General features: G+C 69.8%; 14 protein-coding genes and 2 rRNA genes (1 of these 16 only partly in view). 9 read left to right on the top strand and 7 right to left on the bottom strand.

Annotated elements, in window-relative coordinates; genetic code table 11:
- The 6 genes from ACNNMR_RS17005 to ACNNMR_RS16980 form a co-directional block, all read left to right on the top strand.
- Positions 1-1,127: ribosomal RNA gene (locus ACNNMR_RS17005) — 23S ribosomal RNA — on the top strand; it begins 1,996 nt to the left of the window's first position.
- A 90-nt stretch (positions 1,128-1,217) separates the two neighbouring features.
- A 5S ribosomal RNA gene (gene rrf / locus ACNNMR_RS17000) occupies positions 1,218-1,334 on the top strand.
- Positions 1,335-1,410: 76 nt separating this feature from the next.
- A complete protein-coding gene (gene mtnA / locus ACNNMR_RS16995) occupies positions 1,411-2,526 on the top strand; it encodes an S-methyl-5-thioribose-1-phosphate isomerase (RefSeq protein WP_419995458.1) in 1,116 nt (371 codons plus the stop codon).
- A 244-nt stretch (positions 2,527-2,770) separates the two neighbouring features.
- Positions 2,771-3,448 carry a two-component system response regulator MtrA gene (mtrA, locus tag ACNNMR_RS16990; protein ID WP_165244640.1) on the top strand — a complete coding sequence of 226 codons (678 nt, stop codon included), beginning with the start codon at positions 2,771-2,773 and terminating at the stop codon, positions 3,446-3,448.
- 57 nt (positions 3,449-3,505) lie between these two features.
- Positions 3,506-5,425: an MtrAB system histidine kinase MtrB gene (gene mtrB, locus ACNNMR_RS16985; RefSeq protein WP_420000389.1), complete on the top strand. Its 1,920-nt coding sequence runs from the start codon at positions 3,506-3,508 to the stop codon at positions 5,423-5,425.
- Positions 5,426-5,501: 76 nt separating this feature from the next.
- Entirely contained in the window at positions 5,502-7,244 is a 1,743-nt protein-coding gene (locus tag ACNNMR_RS16980) for an LpqB family beta-propeller domain-containing protein (protein WP_419995457.1), read from the top strand.
- A gap of 21 nt (positions 7,245-7,265) precedes the next feature.
- Here ACNNMR_RS16980 and ACNNMR_RS16975 read toward each other — a convergent pair whose 3' ends face one another.
- The 5 genes from ACNNMR_RS16975 to ACNNMR_RS16955 form a co-directional block, all read right to left on the bottom strand.
- On the bottom strand, positions 7,266-7,994 hold the full coding sequence (locus ACNNMR_RS16975; protein ID WP_419995456.1) for a response regulator: 729 nt from the start codon (positions 7,992-7,994) through the stop codon (positions 7,266-7,268).
- A 148-nt stretch (positions 7,995-8,142) separates the two neighbouring features.
- The gene (gene hpf, locus ACNNMR_RS16970; protein ID WP_419995455.1) at positions 8,143-8,856 is read right to left on the bottom strand and encodes a ribosome hibernation-promoting factor, HPF/YfiA family; all 714 of its coding nucleotides are present in this window, start codon (positions 8,854-8,856) and stop codon (positions 8,143-8,145) included.
- Positions 8,857-9,107: 251 nt separating this feature from the next.
- The gene (locus tag ACNNMR_RS16965; protein WP_419995454.1) at positions 9,108-10,007 is read right to left on the bottom strand and encodes a ComF family protein; all 900 of its coding nucleotides are present in this window, start codon (positions 10,005-10,007) and stop codon (positions 9,108-9,110) included.
- Positions 10,008-10,072: 65 nt separating this feature from the next.
- Complete coding sequence (locus tag ACNNMR_RS16960) at positions 10,073-11,272, bottom strand: winged helix-turn-helix domain-containing protein (RefSeq protein WP_419995453.1); 1,200 nt, start codon at positions 11,270-11,272, stop codon at positions 10,073-10,075.
- A gap of 136 nt (positions 11,273-11,408) precedes the next feature.
- Positions 11,409-11,993, bottom strand: coding sequence for a GNAT family N-acetyltransferase (locus tag ACNNMR_RS16955; protein WP_419995452.1), 585 nt, complete (start codon positions 11,991-11,993; stop codon positions 11,409-11,411).
- 228 nt (positions 11,994-12,221) lie between these two features.
- Here ACNNMR_RS16955 and secA point away from each other — a divergent pair, with 228 nt between their 5' ends.
- Positions 12,222-15,032, top strand: coding sequence for a preprotein translocase subunit SecA (gene secA / locus ACNNMR_RS16950; protein ID WP_420000388.1), 2,811 nt, complete (start codon positions 12,222-12,224; stop codon positions 15,030-15,032).
- 56 nt (positions 15,033-15,088) lie between these two features.
- Here the strand turns inward: secA and ACNNMR_RS16945 are convergent, their stop codons facing one another.
- Positions 15,089-15,541: an Rv3235 family protein gene (locus ACNNMR_RS16945; RefSeq protein ID WP_419995451.1), complete on the bottom strand. Its 453-nt coding sequence runs from the start codon at positions 15,539-15,541 to the stop codon at positions 15,089-15,091.
- A gap of 268 nt (positions 15,542-15,809) precedes the next feature.
- On the opposite strand from ACNNMR_RS16945, the gene ACNNMR_RS16940 reads away from it, so the two are divergent.
- Positions 15,810-16,316, top strand: a complete 507-nt coding sequence (locus ACNNMR_RS16940; RefSeq protein WP_419995450.1) for a DUF6912 family protein — start codon at positions 15,810-15,812, stop codon at positions 16,314-16,316.
- A gap of 21 nt (positions 16,317-16,337) precedes the next feature.
- The gene (locus tag ACNNMR_RS16935) at positions 16,338-16,988 is read left to right on the top strand and encodes an HAD family hydrolase (RefSeq protein WP_419995449.1); all 651 of its coding nucleotides are present in this window, start codon (positions 16,338-16,340) and stop codon (positions 16,986-16,988) included.
- Between the two features lie 13 nt (positions 16,989-17,001).
- Here ACNNMR_RS16935 and ACNNMR_RS16930 read toward each other — a convergent pair whose 3' ends face one another.
- Positions 17,002-17,568, bottom strand: coding sequence for a DJ-1/PfpI family protein (locus ACNNMR_RS16930; RefSeq protein WP_419995448.1), 567 nt, complete (start codon positions 17,566-17,568; stop codon positions 17,002-17,004).
- Between the last annotated feature and the right edge of the window lie 161 nt (positions 17,569-17,729).

The following is a 17,729-nucleotide window of genomic DNA, read 5'->3' as shown; positions in this document are numbered from 1 at the left end:
AAAAACACAGGTCCGTGCGAAGCCGTAAGGCGATGTATACGGACTGACGCCTGCCCGGTGCTGGAACGTTAAGGGGACCGGTTAGCGTGGTTTCGATCATGCGAAGCTGAGAACTTAAGCGCCAGTAAACGGCGGTGGTAACTATAACCATCCTAAGGTAGCGAAATTCCTTGTCGGGTAAGTTCCGACCTGCACGAATGGCGTAACGACTTCTCGACTGTCTCAACCATAGGCCCGGTGAAATTGCACTACGAGTAAAGATGCTCGTTTCGCGCAGCAGGACGGAAAGACCCCGGGACCTTTACTATAGCTTGATATTGGTGTTCGGTTCGGCTTGTGTAGGATAGGTGGGAGACTTTGAAACTCATACGCCAGTATGGGTGGAGTCGTCGTTGAAATACCACTCTGGTCGTGCTGGATGTCTAACCTCGGTCCGTGATCCGGATCAGGGACAGTGTCTGGTGGGTAGTTTAACTGGGGCGGTTGCCTCCCAAAGAGTAACGGAGGCGCCCAAAGGTTCCCTCAGCCTGGTTGGTAATCAGGTGGTGAGTGTAAGTGCACAAGGGAGCTTGACTGTGAGACTGACGGGTCGAGCAGGGACGAAAGTCGGGACTAGTGATCCGGCGGTGGCTTGTGGAAGCGCCGTCGCTCAACGGATAAAAGGTACCCCGGGGATAACAGGCTGATCTTCCCCAAGAGTCCATATCGACGGGATGGTTTGGCACCTCGATGTCGGCTCGTCGCATCCTGGGGCTGGAGTCGGTCCCAAGGGTTGGGCTGTTCGCCCATTAAAGCGGCACGCGAGCTGGGTTTAGAACGTCGTGAGACAGTTCGGTCCCTATCCGCTGTGCGCGTAGGAGTCTTGAGAAGGGCTGTCCCTAGTACGAGAGGACCGGGACGGACGGACCTCTGGTGTGCCAGTTGTTCTGCCAAGGGCATGGCTGGTTGGCTACGTTCGGAAAGGATAACCGCTGAAAGCATCTAAGCGGGAAGCCTGCTTCGAGATGAGGACTCCCACCCCCTTGAGGGGTTAAGGCTCCCAGTAGACGACTGGGTTGATAGGCCAGATATGGAAGCCCTGTAAGGGGTGGAGTTGACTGGTACTAATAGGCCGAGGACTTGTCCATAGCTGCTCGCGTCCACTGTCTGGTTTCTGAGACAACAACCGTCTCGCAGCACCCCAGGTCGGGTGCTCCGGTTTGTGTGTTTCATAGTGTTTCGGTGGTCATAGCGTCAGGGAAACGCCCGGTTACATTCCGAACCCGGAAGCTAAGCCTTTCCGCGCCGATGGTACTGCACAGGGGACTGTGTGGGAGAGTAGGTCGCCGCCGAACAATACTTCAAAACGCCTCAACCCCCGGTCTCGTGCCGGGGGTTGAGGCGTTTCTGCGTTGCATGGAGACTGGAGGGATGGCCGAAGAGTTCGCCGCACTGCGCTGGGAAGCACCCGATGAGCACGTGGGTGGGCCCGTTCTGGTCCTGTTGGATCAGACCCGGCTGCCCGTCGAGGAGGTCGAGCTCGCCTGTACGGATGTGCCGGGGCTTGTGCAGGCGATCCAGAGTCTCGCGGTCCGCGGTGCCCCGCTGCTCGGCATCGCCGGCGCGTACGGGGTCGCCCTCGCCGCCGCCCGCGGATACGACGTCGAGGAGGCCGCCGAGCATCTGGCCGGCGCCCGGCCCACCGCCGTAAATCTGGCCTACGGGGTGCGGCGGGCCGCCGACGCGTATCGGGCAGTGCTCCAGGAGGGCGGGACGCAGGCGCAGGCCGCCATGGCCGCGCTGGACGAGGCGCGGGAGCTGCATGCCGAGGACGCCCGCGGGAGCGCGCGGATGGCGGAGCACGGGCTGCGGCTGCTCGGGGAGCTCAGCAGCGGTGGCGGGTTCCGGCTGCTGACGCACTGCAATACCGGACAGCTGGTCTCCGGCGGGGACGGCACCGCGCTCGCGGTCGTCCTCGCGGCGCACCGGGCCGGTGAGCTGCGCCGGCTGTGGGTCGACGAGACGCGGCCGCTGCTGCAGGGCTCGCGGCTGACGGCGTACGAGGCGGCGCGGGCCGGCATGCCGTACACGCTGCTTGCCGACAATGCGGCGGGGTCGCTGTTTGCCGCCGGTGAGGTCGATGCGGTGCTGATCGGGGCGGACCGGATCGCCGCAGATGGGTCGACCGCCAACAAGGTCGGGTCGTATCCGCTGGCGGTGCTGGCGAAGCACCATGGCGTGCCGTTCATCGTCGTCGCGCCCACCACTACCGTCGATATCGACACGCCCGACGGGGCCGCGATCGAGATCGAGCAGCGGCCGGGGAGTGAGATCACCGAGTTCACGGCCCCGCAGACGCTCGCCGGCGAGATTTCGCAGGCCGGTGGCGGGGTCCCGGTCGCGCCGCTGGGCACGCAGGCGTACAACCCGGCCTTTGATGTGACGCCGCCGGAGCTGATTACCGCGATCGTCACCGAGCGTGGTGTGGCCTCGCCCGTTGGTGCTGCTGCGCTGGCGGGGCTGTGTACCCCGGTTATCCACAGGTAGGCCGGAAAGTTCCGTCCGCGCGCTAAGGTGGCTGGTGATTCGGGTCACTGGGATGAGCTGATCATCTGCAGCACGGGGGTCGCCGCGGGGGCCGAGGCGCGCCAACTCCCGTGCGGTCCACCGCCTGCGGGCGGTCAGCCGCGATGCCGCTGGGTGTTTGCGGGAGTGGGGACCGGGTGATCCGTAAACGTGACGGGGATCACCAAGCTACCGGGCGCGCCACCAGCAATGGAATGATGTGCATATGAAGGGACGCGTTCTCGTCGTCGATGACGACACCGCACTGGCGGAGATGCTCGGCATCGTGCTGCGTGGCGAGGGTTTTGAGCCATCGTTCGTGGCCGACGGCGACAAGGCGCTGGCCGCCTTCCGGGAGACCAAGCCGGATCTGGTGCTGCTCGACCTGATGCTGCCCGGCAGGGACGGCATCGAGGTGTGCAGGCTGATCCGCGCCGAGTCCGGCGTGCCGATCGTGATGCTCACCGCCAAGAGCGACACCGTGGATGTTGTTGTCGGGCTCGAGTCGGGGGCCGATGACTACATCGTCAAGCCATTCAAGCCCAAGGAGCTGGTCGCCCGGATCCGGGCGCGGCTGCGCAGGTCCGAGGAGCCGGTGCCGGAGCAGCTGGCCATCGGCGATCTTGTGATCGACGTCGCCGGGCACTCCGTGAAGCGGGAAGGGCAGCAGATCGCGCTGACCCCGCTGGAGTTCGATCTGCTGGTTGCGCTGGCCCGGAAGCCCTGGCAGGTGTTCACCCGCGAGGTGTTGCTGGAGCAGGTCTGGGGCTATCGGCATGCGGCCGACACCCGGCTGGTCAATGTGCATGTGCAGCGGCTGCGGTCCAAGGTCGAGAAGGACCCGGAGCGTCCTGAGATCGTGGTGACCGTGCGCGGCGTCGGCTACAAGGCCGGGCCGGGATAACGGGACCGGAAGACAGTGTCGAGGCTGCTGCTGCAGGACGGCGCGTCCGGCGGTCCGATGCAGCCAGTGCTCCGGCTGCTGCTGCGCTGGGTGCGACGGCCGCTGCTGCCTGCGCTCAGGCTGTGGCGGCGCAATATCCAGGTGCGGGTGGTCGCCACCACCCTGCTGATGTCCATAGGCGTGGTCCTGCTGCTCGGGATCGTCGTCATCGGACAGGTGCGGAACGGGCTGCGGGACGCGAAGCTGCAGACCGCCCAGGTGCAGGTGGACGGCGGCTTCCAGGCCGCCGAGCGAGCCGCCGAGCGGCCGGGCAGGGACAGCGGGACCACCGGCAGGCAGGGCGGCGCGGCCAAGGCGACCACTGTCGACTGGCTCAACAGCCTGGTGGAGGACCTGCAGAGCAGCGGTAAAGGCGTGTATTCCGTCGTGACCATGAGTTCCGATGTCGACAACGGCGCCGGGAATCTGCCGCGGGGCACCCGCTTCATCGACCTCGACCAGGGCAAGCTCGGCCTCAGCCTCCCGCGTGACCTGCGCCAGGAGGTCGAAGAGGGCGATGTGGTCCAGCGCTACGGGCGGGCCTACTACAGCGAGGGCTCCGAGGACGGCGTGGCCTCGCTGATCGTCGGCAAGCTGATGCGGGATCCGAACGGCGGGCGGTATCAGCTCTACTACGTCTTCCCGTTCACGCAGGAGGAGAAGACGCTCAGCCTGGTCAAGGGCACCCTTGCCTCGGCCGGCGTGTTCGTGGTGGTGCTGCTCGGCGCCATCGCCTGGCTGGTGGTGCGCCAGGTGGTCACGCCCGTACGGATGGCCGCGGGGATCTCCGAGCGGCTGGCGGCCGGGCGGCTGCAGGAGCGGATGAAGGTCACCGGCGAGGACGACATCGCGCGGCTCGGTGAGTCCTTCAACAAGATGGCGCAGAACCTGCAGCAGAAGATTCAGCAGTTGGAGGATCTGTCGCGGATGCAGCGGCGGTTTGTCTCCGACGTATCGCATGAGCTGCGGACGCCGCTGACGACCGTGCGGATGGCCGCGGACGTGATCCATGAGGGCCGGGAGGACTTCGACCCGGTGACGGCGCGGTCGGCGGAGCTGCTGCTGGATCAGCTGGACCGGTTCGAGTCGCTGCTGAGCGATCTGCTGGAGATCAGCCGCTTCGACGCGGGGGCGGCGGCGCTGGAGGCGGAGCCGGTCGACCTGCGGGATGTGGTGCGGCGGGTCGTGGACGGCGCGCTGCCGCTGGCGGAGCGGAAGGGCAGCGCCGTTCTCGTACGGGGCGACGCGCAGCCGGTGATCGTCGAGGCGGATGCCCGGCGGGTGGAGCGGGTGCTGCGGAATCTGGTCGTCAATGCTGTGGAGCACGGCGACGGGCGGGATGTCGTGGTGCGGCTGGGGGCGGCCGGGGGTGCGGTGGCCGTGGCCGTACGGGACTACGGGGTCGGGCTGAAGCCGGGGGAGGCGACGCGGGTGTTCAACCGCTTCTGGCGGGCGGATCCGGCGCGGGCCCGTACCACCGGCGGCACTGGCCTGGGGCTTTCCATCGCGGTCGAGGATGCGCGGCTGCATGGCGGCTGGCTGCAGGCGTGGGGGGAGCCGGGCGGCGGCTCGCAGTTCCGGCTGACGCTGCCGCGGACGGTGGGGGAGCCGCTGCGCGGTTCGCCGATACCGCTGGAGCCGGAGGACTCGCGGGCGCATCGCGAGCTGCGCGAGCGGGAGGCGCGCGCGCTCGGCGCCCAGGCCGGTCCGGCGCGCGGCGCGGGGCTGCTCAGCGCCGTACCGGCGCAGGGCCGCGGGCATGCCGCGGCCGACCCGACGGCGCTGCCGGGGAACGGGACGCCGGTGCGCAGGAATGGCGAGCGGGGGTTCGGGACGGATGAGCCCGGTTCCGGGGCGGACGCGCGGGGCTCCCGGGCGGATGAGCGGGAGCGGGGCGCTGAGGCGCGGGCCGGGGAAGGGGATGGCGGTGCTCGGTAGCGGTGCGGGGCTTCGGGGTGGAGTGCGGGGGCTGGCCCTGCTTGCCTGCGGGGCCGTGGTGGCCGGGTGCGCCTCCATGCCGGACAGCGGGGATGTGCCGCCGGGGCCTTCGGCGTCCCAGGGGCCGGAGCAGCAGCAGGTGCGGGTGGATCCGCAGCCGCCGGAGGACGGGATGGAGCCGACGCAGATCGTCAGCGGCTTCCTCGAGGCGCTGATGGCCAATGAGAAGGACTTCCGCACCGCGAAGCGCTATCTGACGAAGGACGAGCGGGCGAGCTGGCAGCCGCAGAAGACGACGGTGCTGCGCGATGAGCCCAGCCCGCGCGAGCTGACGCCGGCGGGGCAGGGCGACGTCAATGCGCGCGGCGAGGGCAAGACGGTCCGCGTCCGGCTGACCGGCACGCAGCTGGCGGTCGTCGACGGGCACAATTCCTATGCCTCCAGCGAGCGGGAGTACCGGAAGGACATCGAGCTCCGCCAGGACGGCGAGGGTGAGTGGCGTATTTCCCAGCCGCCGCAGGGGCTGGTGCTGGGGGAGGGGAACTTCCACCGGACGTATCTGCAGGCCGAGAAGTACTACTTCGGCGCGGTGCACAAGGAGAGCCTGGTGCCCGAGCCGGTGTACGTACGGCGCGGTCTTGACCTCACCGATGCCGTGGAGTCGCTGCTGGACGGGCCCGGCGAGCAGCTGCAGCCCGCGGTGGCGAACCCGATCCCGGGCGGGACGGAGCTCGTCGGGAAGTCGCTCGCGCCGGACGGGGATGTGCTGCGGGTGCGGCTGAAGCTGGCGTCGAAGAAGCGGCTGTCGGGCGATGCCTGTCGGGCGGCGGCGAAGCAGGTGTACTACACGGCCAAGAGCCAGACCCGTGAGCTGGCGAAGGTGGAGCTGGAGCGGGCCGACGGCAAGGCGCTGTGCGGGGTCACCGCCGCGCAGGCGCGGGATGCGCGGCCGGAGCGGTGGTTCGGTCCGCTGTCCCACCAGTACTTCATCGACGACGACCACCGGCTGTCGAAGCTGCCGACGAGTGTCGATGTCGATGCCGACGTCACGCCGGAGCGGGTGTCCGGGCCGCTGGGCGAGGACGGCGAGGACGGGGTGAAGCTGCGCTCGGTCGGCGTGGCGCGCGATGAGCGCGACGCGGCGGCGGTGTCCGAGGACGGCACGAAGATGTATGTGGCGCCGGTCGACACCGACGAGAAGCTGAAGGACCCGGAGCTGACCAGCAAGTCCAAGCGGACCGGCGACGACCGCGGGCTGACCGCGCCGAGCTGGGACGCGTCCGGGGACGTGTGGGTGGCGGACCGTACGGCGGAGGGCTCGACGCTGTACCGGCTGCGGGATGAAGGCCGGGCCAAGGCCGAAGAGGTGCTGCTGCCTCAGTTCGAGGGGCGTATCGAGTCGCTTCGGGTGTCGGCGGAGGGAGCGCGGATCGCGCTGCTGGTCAGGCACGATGGGCGGACGACGCTGCAGCTCGGCTCGATCATGATGAGGTCGGACGGCAAGCTGCTGGTCGCCAAGCTGCAGGACGCGGCGCCGCGGATGGAGGACGTGCGGGCGTTCTCGTGGGCCGGGGAGAGCCAGCTGATCATCGTGGGTACGGAGTCCGGCGGTGCGCAGCAGCTGAAGTACGTGGACACGGACGGCTCGGTGCCGCCGGAGCCGCCGCGCGGGCTGAACGGGGTCACGGCGATCGCGGCGGCGGAGCGGCCGGACCTGCCGCTGATCGCGGATTCCGAGGACGGTGTCGTACGGCTGCCGCTGGGCGCGGACTGGCGGCGGGTGGCGAAGAAGGGGACGGCGCCGGTCTATCCGGGCTAGTCGCCCGGTCTGGAGTGACGGTCAGCGTACGTCGAGGATCTTCTCCCGCATCGCATAGACCACGGCTTCCATCCGGGAGTGGAGCTGGAGCTTCTCCAGGATGTTGCGGACGTGGTTCTTCACGGTGTTTTCGCTGATGAAGAGCTCTTTGGCGATGTCGCGGTTGTTCATGCCGGTGGCCACCAGCTTGAGGACCTCGAGCTCGCGGTCGGTGAGCCGGGGGGCCGGGACCAGGCGGCGCTCGTCGGTGCGCTGGATCATCGACTTGAACTCGGTGAGCAGCTTGGACGCCATCGACGGGCTGATCTGCGACTGGCCGTCCGCGACGGCGCGGATGGCGGCGGAGACCTCGTCGGTGGAGATCTCCTTCAGCAGGTAGCCGGTGGCGCCGGCCTTGATCGCGTCGTAGAGGTCGGCCTCCTCGTCGCTGATCGTCAGCATGATGATCTTCGCACTCGGCACCACCTCCTTGATGGAGGTGCAGGCCTCGATGCCGCCGCGCCTGGGCATCCGGACGTCCATCAGCACGATGTCGGGCAGCAGGTCGGCGGCCTTGTCGAGGGCTTCGGCGCCGTCGCCGGCCTCGCCGACGACCTGGATGTCCTCCTCCTGCGCCAGCACGATCTCCAGGCCGCGGCGGAACAGCTCATGGTCGTCCACGACCAGCACCCGGATCGGCTCGGCGCGCCGCCCGGCCGCGGCCTCGCCGTCCGTCGGCTCCTCGGCCACGGACTCCACGCTCTCCGCCATCGCACTCCCCCCTGTGAAAGCGAACGCCAGCCTGGCGTCCGCCGATTACCCCTGCGACGACATGATTTCATGCCTCGGCGGCGGGGGAGGCACCCCGCCGCCGAGGAGCGGGAATTTAGGCTTCCGGTGGTGTTTCAGATGGCCGGAATCAGCTCCCGCCGAGCGATCCGCCGGCTTCCGACGGTGACTCCTTCTCGATCGGATACGGGTCGAGGTGGATCACGCCATAGTCATAGGCGTGGCGGCGGTAGACGACGCTGGGCATCTTCTTGTCGGAGTCGACGTACAGGTAGAAGTCGTGGCCGACCAGCTCCATCTCGTACAGCGCCTGGTCCAGGGTCATCGGCGAGGCGGCGTGGGTCTTTTCGCGGACCACGAGCGGGCCGTCGCCGTCCACGGCCAGCGGGCCGTTCTTGGACGGGGCCGGAGCCTCCTCGGTCGCGGCGTAGTCGGCCTCGGCGTTGGTGGCGAGGCGGCCGTCCTCGGTCAGCGCGGCAGCGTTCGCCACGACGTCGCCGACCTCGGCTGCCGTGCGGCGGGCCTTGCCGGGGCGCCGCGATGTGCGCTTGTCCTTGTGCTTGCGCAGCAGGGCGTCGAGCTTGCCCGCCGCGAGGTCCAGGGCCGCGTACGGGTCGGCGGCGGACGCCTCCGCGCGGACCACCGGGCCCTTGGAGCGGACCGTGATCTCCACCCGGTCGCTGTGCTCTGCCTGCCGCGGGTTGTGTTCCTTGGACACCTCGACATCGAGGCTGATCACCTTGCCGTCATACTTCTGGATCTTGTCCAGCTTCAGCTTCTCGGCCACGTGCCGGCGGAAACGCTCCGGCACCTCCGTCTTGCGGCCCTTGACGACGATGTCCACGCAGAACTCCGTTCCGGGCGCCCCGCGACGATGGGGCGCACCTTGGTGCATTGGGCTCCGGGCACCGCCGGAGCCTCGGGGTTCTCTTTACCGGCACGTCCCAGGGTGGGCGGGCCGGTTTTCACCTCCTCCTCCCCCGTCGGAGAGCTCCTCACCCTCACACCCCTCACAATCGAACATAGCTCGTGGGGAGAGGCGCGGCACCCCCTGTCGGGTCCGTCCTCCGATCGGGTGGTCTTTCACCCTTCCTATCAGGCAAAACGTAAATTTTCGGTCAGATTGCGATCGAGTCGAACGGGTTCGAACGGATGCGGTTCGGCGTTGGGTGGGCGGCCCGGAGTCTGTGCGCAGGCGAAGGCTGTCCGCGGCGCTGCCACCACGGCTGCGGCGGTGGGTGCCGTGGACAGGCCGTCGCGCAGGGCGCGGGCGGCCTCGGTGAGGGTGGCGCCGGTGGTTATCAGGTCGTCCACGAGGATGATCGTGGGAGTGGAGCGCCGTCCGGGGGCGGTGGTGGCCGGGGTGGTCGCGCCAGCCGCGCCGGCCGCGCCGGCTGCGGCCAGGAGTCCGGCGGCGGACGGGACCGGTTCGAGAGCGCCGTGCAGATTGCGCCGCCGCTGACCGGCGGTCAGGCCCGACTGGTCGGCTACGAGGCGGCGTTGCCGGAGCAGCTGGGTCGTGCGGGCGGGCACCCCGGCGCGGCGCAATGCCGCTGCCGCGGCGAGGGCCAGCCGGCGGGCGGGGTCGTGACCGCGGAGCGCCACCGAGCGGCGGGTGGAGGGGACGGGGGTGAGCAGGACGGGCGCGCCGCGTGTGGTGGTGCGCCCCGCGGTCCGGCTCGCCATGTCAGCGCGCTCCGTCCCGGCGGGCGCCGCCAGCGCCGCGCGCACCACAGCCGCCAGAGCGGCGCCCAGGGGTGCGGCGAGGCGTAACGCACCGCGCTCCTTGTGGGCCAGGAGCATGGCGCGGGGCTCGTCCTCGTAGGGAAGCAGGGCGTGCACCCGCGGTAAGCCGGACGGGCGCGGGTTCGGCGACGCGGGGCGGGGGCGCGCGGACGCCAGGAGGTCGGTGCAGCGGCGGCAGAGCGGGGCGGCGCGTGGCGCCCCGCAGCCTGCGCAGGGGATGGGCAGGATTAGCGCGGTCAGTGCTTTCATGACCCGCACGATGCCGGGTCGGGCCACCGTCCTGCGACCCCCTGTGGATAACTCCGCAACGCCGGCTACGCCATCACTTCCCGCGCCGCCGCCTGCAGCGCAGCCCGGTGTTCCGACGGTGTCACCCGCTCGATGCGGATGTCCGTCGCGCCCACCCAGCTCGCCGCCTCCGCCATTGCCTGCGCGGTCGGGACGACCGCCTTCGCCGGTGTCACGCCGTTCGGCGCGTCGGCGCCCAGCGTGGTGTGGCGGGCCACCAGGGTCGTGCCCTCGCGGGCCGGGTCGACGCGGCCGACGAGCTTGCCGCCCGCCAGGACCGGCATCGCGAAATAGCCGTGTATCCGCTTGGGCTTGGGGACGTACGCCTCCAGGCGGTGGGTGAGGCCGAAGATCCGCTCCGTGCGCGGGCGGTCCCAGATCAGTGAGTCGAAGGGGGAGAGCAGCGTGGTGCGATGCCGGCCCTTCGGGGGTGTGGTGAGGGCGGCCGGGTCGGCCCAGGCCGGCTTGCCCCAGCCCGCCACCTCCACGGGCACCAGGCCCGTATCGGCGATCACGGCATCCACCTGGTCGGCCTTCACGCGGTGATAGTCGGCCAGGTCCGCGCGCGTGGCCACGCCCATGGCCGCGCCGGCCTGGGCGACCAGGCGGCGCAGGCACTCCTCGTCCGTAAGGTCGTCGTGCTGCAGGTCGGCGGGGATGGCGCGCTCTGCCAGGTCATAGACCCGCTTCCAGCCGCGGCGCTGGGTGCAGACCACCTCGCCGGTGTCGAGCAGCCACTCCACCGCGATCTTGGTCTCCGACCAGTCCCACCACGGGCCGCCGTTCTTGGCGCCGCCCAGGTCCGTGGAGGTGAGTGGGCCCTCGGCCTTGAGGCGGTCGAGGATGGGGGCGCAGGCGCGGTCGGCATCCTCCAGGTGATGCCAGCGGCGGCCCTTCGCGCGAAGGGCGCGGCGGCGGAAGGCGAAGAGGGGGTACTCCTCGATGGGGAGGATGCAGGCGGCGTGCGACCAGTACTCGAAGGTGGTGGCCGCGCCCTCCCCGCTCCAGTACGCCCCGTCGACGGCCGCGCGGCCGAGAGCGCCCAGGCGGGCGTACGGGATGAGCTCGTGGGAGCGGGCCAGCACGGAGATCGTGTCGAGCTGGACGGCGCCCAGGCGGCGGAGGACGCCGCGAACGCCTGCGCGGCGGTCGGGTGCGCCGAGGAAGCCTTGCGCGCGCAGGGCGATGCGGCGGGCTTCGTCGGCGGTCAGGGTCTGCTGCGGCATGCGTACGAGGCTAGGCCTCGGGTCTGACAACGCGGCGGTCGTGCTCGGTGCGGGCTGGGTGGGGCGGCTGCGCGAAACGTCCCGGGCCAGCCCGTCCCGCCTTGCGGGACGCCCTCCCCCGGAGGGGCCGAGCCGCCTAGCTCTCCGGCAAATACGGCAAGCTCTCCTGCAAGCCCAAGTCCGACGGCAGCAGTGAGCCCACCCACGCATCCCGCCGCGTGCCCCGGTGGACCAGGCGGGAGCGCTGCGTGCCCTCCATCTGGAAGCCCGCCTTGCGGGCCACCGCGCGTGAGCCCTCGTTGCCGGCCTCCGCGTACCACTCCAGACGGTCGACCTTCAGCGGGCCGAAGGCCCACCGGGCCACCGTCTCCGCGGCTTCCGCCGTGTAGCCGCGGCCGCGCTGTTCCTTTGCGGTCCAGTAGCCGATCTCGGCGACCCGCTCCGCCACCCGGCCAGGGGTGATGCCGACCAGGCCCATGACGCCGGCCAGCGCCCCGGTCTCACGCACCGTGACCGCGAAGTTGTACACCGTGTTGTCGCGCCAGCCCGACGGGCAGATGCGCAGCACGAAGTCTTCCGCGTGCCGCAGCTCGTACGGCGCGGGGACGGTCGTCCAGCGCTGGATGTCGGGGTCCTGGCACGCCGCGTGCACGGCGTCCACGTCGGCCGGCTCCGGAGGGCGGAGCAGCAGCCGCTCGGAGGTGAGCGATACCGGGTCCATGTGCGGAGTCTGCGCGTGTCAGGTCACCCGCGCCAGGGAGTATCGCGTGAGATCCGGCACTTTCCGGCCCTTTCGGGCGTTGAGTGTACGGACGACTGTGCGCAGGGTGCGGCGGCACCTCCCGGCGCCGCCTCGTCCTCGCATACGATGGCCGATGCGGTCCGTACGGAAGACGGGTCGCCAAGGAACTCGACCGTGCCAGGCCCGACCGGCAAGGAGCCCGCCCAAGTGTCCGTCTTCGGCAAACTAATGCGTGCAGGTGAAGGCAAGATCCTGCGCAAGCTGCACCGCACCGCGGACCAGGTCAATTCCATTGAGGCCGATTTCGAGGCCCTCTCGGATGACGAGCTGCGTGAGCTCACCGAGGAGTTCAAGGGGCGGCTCGCCGAGGGCGAGACCCTGGACGACATCCTTCCCGAGGCCTTCGCCGCCGTGCGCGAGGCGGCCCGCCGGGTGCTGGGCCAGCGCCACTACGACGTGCAGATGATGGGCGGCGCCGCGCTGCACGAGGGCTATGTCGCGGAGATGAAGACCGGTGAGGGCAAGACCCTGGTCGGCACGCTGCCCGCGTATCTGAATGCGCTCTCCGGCGAAGGCGTGCACATCGTCACGACGAACGACTATCTGGCGCAGCGCGACTCCGAGTGGATGGGTCGGGTGCACAAGTTCCTTGGCCTCACCGTCGGCTGCATCATGGCGAACATGCCGCCCGCGGAGCGGCGCGAGCAGTACAACTGCGACATTACGTACGGCACCAACAATGAATTCGGCTTCGACTATCTGCGCGACAACATGGCGTGGTCGAGGGACGAGATGGTGCAGCGCGGCCACAACTACGCGATCGTCGACGAGGTCGACTCGATCCTGGTGGACGAGGCCCGTACGCCGCTGATCATTTCCGGTCCCGCCGACCAGGCCACCAAGTGGTACGCCGACTTCGCCAAGCTCGTCACCCGGCTGTCCAAGGGCGAGCCCGCCGATGTGCGCCTTGGCAAGGCCGAGACCGGTGACTATGACGTCGATGAGAAGAAGCGCACCGTCGGCATCCATGAGGCCGGCGTCTCCAAGGTGGAGAACTGGCTGGGCATCGACAACCTCTACGAGTCGGTGAACACCCCCCTGGTCGGCTATCTCAACAACGCCATTAAGGCCAAGGAGCTCTTCAAGAAGGACAAGGACTACGTCGTCATCGACGGCGAAGTCATGATCGTCGACGAGCACACAGGCCGTGTCCTGGCCGGCCGCCGCTACAACGAGGGCATGCACCAGGCGATCGAGGCAAAGGAGGGGGTGGAGATCAAGGACGAGAACCAGACGCTCGCCACGATCACCCTCCAGAACTTCTTCCGCCTCTACGACAAGCTTTCCGGCATGACCGGTACGGCCATGACCGAGGCCGCGGAGTTCCAGCAGATCTACAAGCTGGGCGTCGTCCCGATCCCGACCAACCGCCCCATGGCGCGCCTCGACCAGGCCGACCTGATCTACCGCACCGAGCCGGCGAAGTTCGACGCGGTGGTCGACGACATCGTCGAGAAGCAGGAGAAGGGCCAGCCGGTCCTGGTCGGCACCACCTCGGTCGAGAAGTCCGAGTATCTGTCGCAGCAGCTCGCCAAGCGCGGCGTGCCGCACGAGGTGCTCAACGCCAAGCAGCACCAGCGCGAGGCCTCGATCGTCGCCCAGGCGGGCCGCAAGGGCGCCGTCACGGTGTCGACGAACATGGCGGGCCGCGGTACGGACATCAAGCTCGGCGGCAACCCCGACGACCTCGCCGAGGCCGAGCTGCGCCAGGCCGGACTCGACCCGGTGGAGCAGCCGGACAAGTGGGCGGCCGCGCTGCCCGCCGCCCTGGAGCGGGCCGAGGAGGCCGTCAAGGCCGAGCACGACGAGGTCACCGACCTCGGCGGCCTGTACGTGCTGGGCACCGAGCGGCATGAGTCGCGGCGTATCGACAATCAGCTGCGCGGCCGCTCCGGCCGTCAGGGCGACCCGGGCGAGTCCCGCTTCTATCTGTCGCTCGGCGACGACCTGATGCGCCTCTTCAAGGCGCAGATGGTCGAGCGCGTGATGTCCATGGCGAACGTCCCCGACGACGTCCCGATCGAGAACAAGATGGTCACCCGCGCCATCGCCTCCGCCCAGTCGCAGGTCGAGCAGCAGAACTTCGAGACGCGTAAGAACGTCCTGAAGTACGACGAGGTGCTCAACCGCCAGCGCGAGGTCATCTATGGCGAGCGGCGGCGCGTCCTGGAGGGTGAGGACCTGCACGAGCAGGTGCGTCACTTCATGGACGACACCATCGACGCGTACATCCAGGCGGAGACCGCGGAGGGCTTCGCCGAGGAGTGGGACGTCGACCGCCTGTGGGGCGCCTTCAAGCAGCTGTACCCGGTCACGGTGACCGTCGAGCAGCTCGAGGAGGAAGCCGGGGACCGCGCCGGGATCACGGCGGAGTTCATCGAAGAGGCCATCAAGGACGACATCCACGAGCAGTACGACGCGCGCGAGAAGGAGCTCGGCTCCGAGATCATGCGCGAGCTGGAGCGCCGGGTGGTGCTCTCGGTCCTCGACCGGAAGTGGCGTGAGCACCTCTACGAGATGGACTATCTCCAGGAGGGCATCGGCCTGCGCGCGATGGCGCAGAAGGACCCGCTGGTCGAGTACCAGCGGGAGGGCTACGACATGTTCACCGCCATGATGGACGGCATCAAGGAGGAGTCGGTCGGCTATCTGTTCAACCTGGAGGTCCAGGTCGAGCAGCAGGTCGAGGAGGTGCCGGTGCAGGACGCCGCACCCGCCGACACCGTCGAGGACGCGGTGCCCGCGGGCGCCCGCCCGGCCATCACCGCGAAGGGCCTGGAGCAGCCGCAGCGGCCGAGCGAGCTGCACTTCTCCGCTCCTTCTGAGCAGGGCGATGTCGAGGAGGGCGTGCTCTCGACCGACGGCGAGCCGGTCCGCTCCGCGGCCGACGGCCTCACTCGCGCGGAGCGCCGCAAGCAGCAGCGCGGCGGCAATAACAAGAAGCGCAAGAAGCGCTGACGCCCTTGGGCAGTACGACGCCGGCCGGACCCCGCAGGGGGTCCGGCCGGTTGCTTTTAGTGGCCCACTCCCGGGCCCACGTCCACTGCCGCGCAGCGCCAGCGGTTGTCGTCGGCCAGCTCCAGGCGGAAGGCCAGGGCGCGGGCCCTCGTGCCGTATTCGATGCGGGCGAAGGCCTCGATGGCCCGTGGGTCCGGCTGGTAGCCGTTGCACTGCGCCAGCACCGGGCGGCAGGGGCCGCGCAGGGGTGGGTTCTCGGTCAGTTCCAGCAGTTGCTCGTAGGCCGCGCCGACCGTGTGGCCGAGCATCCAGTGGACCGGCTTCTGGCCGCTCAGGGTCAGGAGCAGGCGCTGGGCGAACCATTCGTGGGGCTGGAGCTCGCGCGGCAGGCCGGGGAAGGCGAAGCGGCGCGGTCTGCGCGGGTCGCGGCGGCCCGGCGGGCGGGTGGTCAGCGCCCTTGGCCGGGCCGATCGGCCTGCCGGTCCCCTTGTCGTACGTGCTCTCTCCACGCCGCTCACCCCCGTGCTACGTGCCCTGCGGTCGGCAGCAGTTCTAGCCGGGCGGCGCGGCGGGCGGCAATGACCGTACGTAGTCGCACGGTCGCGCCGGGAAATTCACCTATCTGGGTGGCGGGGCCGTGGGGTTACGGGGGCCGGGCGGGCGGCCGCGCGCAACAGGAACGGTCCTGCAGCGTCCGCCGGTCCATCCGGACGGGGTACGGGCCCGCCCTTCCGCCGGAGTGCGGGCGCCGCCGGGCGCCACCGTATGCTGTGCGCCATGCGCGTGTACCTGCCGCTGACGCTCCCCTCGCTGGCCGATGTCCACAAGGCCGGTGAGCTGGGCCCGGCCCCGCTGACCGGCTACGCCGTGACTCCGGCGCTGCGCGAGTGGTATGTCTCCGACAACATCGAGGAGCTGGAGTACGCCGCGCTCACCCGCGCCGCCGCCGCCAGCCTGCGGCTGCTCGCCGTCGAGCCGGACGCACCCCGCCGTCGCGTGGTGCTCGCGGCCGAGGTGCCCGACAGCGCCGCGTCCGCCGACCCCGACCACGCCCTCGACCCGGCGGCGCTCGGCGAGGTCCGTATCGACCGGGCGGTGTCGATGAAGCTCGCCGCCGCGGTGCACGTGGACGCGGACGACGCCGAGGCCGACATCCGCGCCGCCGCGGACGTGCTGGGCGCCGCGGACCAGGGCGACGACGACGCGCAGTTCACCGTGGACGGCGCAGACGACCATGAGCTGCTCTGGTTCGGGGTGCAGGAAATTCCCCACCTGATTGTCTGACCCGCGCGCTACGGTCGATGCATGGCGCACTTGGTCTGGGACTGGAACGGCACGCTCTTCCATGACATCGACGCGGTGATAGGGGCGACGAACGCCTCCTTCACCGAGCTCGGGCTGCCCGAGATCACCCTGGAGCGCTATCGGGAGCTGTACTGCGTCCCGGTGCCCAAGTTCTACGAGCGGCTGATGGGGCGGCTGCCCACCGACGCCGAGTGGAAGGTGATGGACGAGACCTTCCACCGGCATTACTGGGCGCGGGCCGAGGCCGCGCGCCTCGCCGAGGGCGCCGCCGATCTGCTCGCCGGGCGGCAGGCGGCCGGGCTCACCCAGTCGGTGTGCTCCCTCGCGCCCCACGACCGCCTCGTACCGCTGCTGCGCGAGCACGGCATCGCCGGGCGCTTCGTCCGCGTCGACGGCATCACCGGGCCCAACGGCGGCGGCAAGGCCGAGCACATGGTGCGCCACCTCGCCGCCATCGACGGCCTCGACCCGGCCCGTACGGTCGTCATCGGCGACGCGGTGGACGACGCCACGGCCGCCGCTGCCGCCGGCGCCCGCGCGGTGCTCTACACCGGCGGCTCGCACAGCCGGACCAGCCTGGAGCAGGCCGGGGTGCCGGTGGTGGACAGCCTCGCGGAGGCGGTGGCGGCGGCGGACAAGCTGGTGGCGTAGCGGCAGTTCCGCCTTACGTCACCGGCGCCTTGGCCCGCAGCACCGTCAGGAATTCGCGCATCCACTTCGAGTGGTCGGGCCAGGCCCGCGAGGACACCAGCATCCCGTCCACGACCGCCTCCGCGTCCTGGAAGGTCGCGCCCGCGCCCTGCATGTCGAGCTCCAGCGCGGGATAGGCGGTGACCCGGCGGCCCTCCAGCGCGCCTACCGCGGCCGTCATCAGCGGGCCGTGGCAGATCTGCGCCACCGGCTTGTCGCCGTCGAAGAAGGCCTTCACGATCTTGCGCAGTTCGGGGTCGTTGCGCAGGTACTCGGGTGCCCGGCCGCCCGGGATCACCAGGGCCACGTAGTGGCCGGGGTCGACCTCGTTGAAGGCCAGGTCGGCGGGCCAGGTGTAGCCGGGCTTCTCGGTGTACGTGTCGAAGCCGTTCTCGAAGTCGTGGACCACGAAGCGGAGCGTCTTGCGGGTGGGCGCGGCGATGTGGACGTCGTAGCCCTCCTCGCGCAGCCGCTGGTACGGGTAGAGGACCTCGAGGGATTCGGCGGCGTCGCCGGTGACGATGAGGATCTTTGCTGCCATGGCGGGCTCCCCAGGAATGAGCGATGGCTGCGGTCTCCCTCCTCAACCTGCTCCGGCCGGGGGCGCCTGACAACATGGCCGGTACGGCCAACTTCCGGCCGATGTTTTGTTTATCCACAGGCAATGACGGACTCCCGCCCGCGGGCAGTAGCCTTGTCCCG

The sequence above is a fragment of the Streptomyces boninensis genome, assembly GCF_048572725.1.
Classification (GTDB): Bacteria; Actinomycetota; Actinomycetes; order Streptomycetales; family Streptomycetaceae; genus Streptomyces; species Streptomyces boninensis.
Note: the sequence above shows the minus strand (reverse complement) of the source record. Positions and strands in the feature narration are given on the sequence as shown.

What these genes read in the sequence shown, in the direction of transcription:
- mtnA (WP_419995458.1), top strand. Translation starts at nt 1,411, where the DNA reads ATGGCCGAAGAGTTCGCCGCACTGCGCTGGGAAGCACCCGATGAGCAC.
- mtrA (WP_165244640.1), top strand. Translation starts at nt 2,771, where the DNA reads ATGAAGGGACGCGTTCTCGTCGTCGATGACGACACCGCACTGGCGGAG.
- mtrB (WP_420000389.1), top strand. Translation starts at nt 3,506, where the DNA reads ATGCAGCCAGTGCTCCGGCTGCTGCTGCGCTGGGTGCGACGGCCGCTG.
- ACNNMR_RS16980 (WP_419995457.1), top strand. Translation starts at nt 5,502, where the DNA reads ATGCCGGACAGCGGGGATGTGCCGCCGGGGCCTTCGGCGTCCCAGGGG.
- ACNNMR_RS16975 (WP_419995456.1), bottom strand. Translation starts at nt 7,994, where the DNA reads ATGGCGGAGAGCGTGGAGTCCGTGGCCGAGGAGCCGACGGACGGCGAG.
- ACNNMR_RS16965 (WP_419995454.1), bottom strand. Translation starts at nt 10,007, where the DNA reads ATGAAAGCACTGACCGCGCTAATCCTGCCCATCCCCTGCGCAGGCTGC.
- ACNNMR_RS16960 (WP_419995453.1), bottom strand. Translation starts at nt 11,272, where the DNA reads ATGCCGCAGCAGACCCTGACCGCCGACGAAGCCCGCCGCATCGCCCTG.
- ACNNMR_RS16955 (WP_419995452.1), bottom strand. Translation starts at nt 11,993, where the DNA reads ATGGACCCGGTATCGCTCACCTCCGAGCGGCTGCTGCTCCGCCCTCCG.
- ACNNMR_RS16940 (WP_419995450.1), top strand. Translation starts at nt 15,810, where the DNA reads ATGCGCGTGTACCTGCCGCTGACGCTCCCCTCGCTGGCCGATGTCCAC.
- ACNNMR_RS16935 (WP_419995449.1), top strand. Translation starts at nt 16,338, where the DNA reads ATGGCGCACTTGGTCTGGGACTGGAACGGCACGCTCTTCCATGACATC.
- ACNNMR_RS16930 (WP_419995448.1), bottom strand. Translation starts at nt 17,568, where the DNA reads ATGGCAGCAAAGATCCTCATCGTCACCGGCGACGCCGCCGAATCCCTC.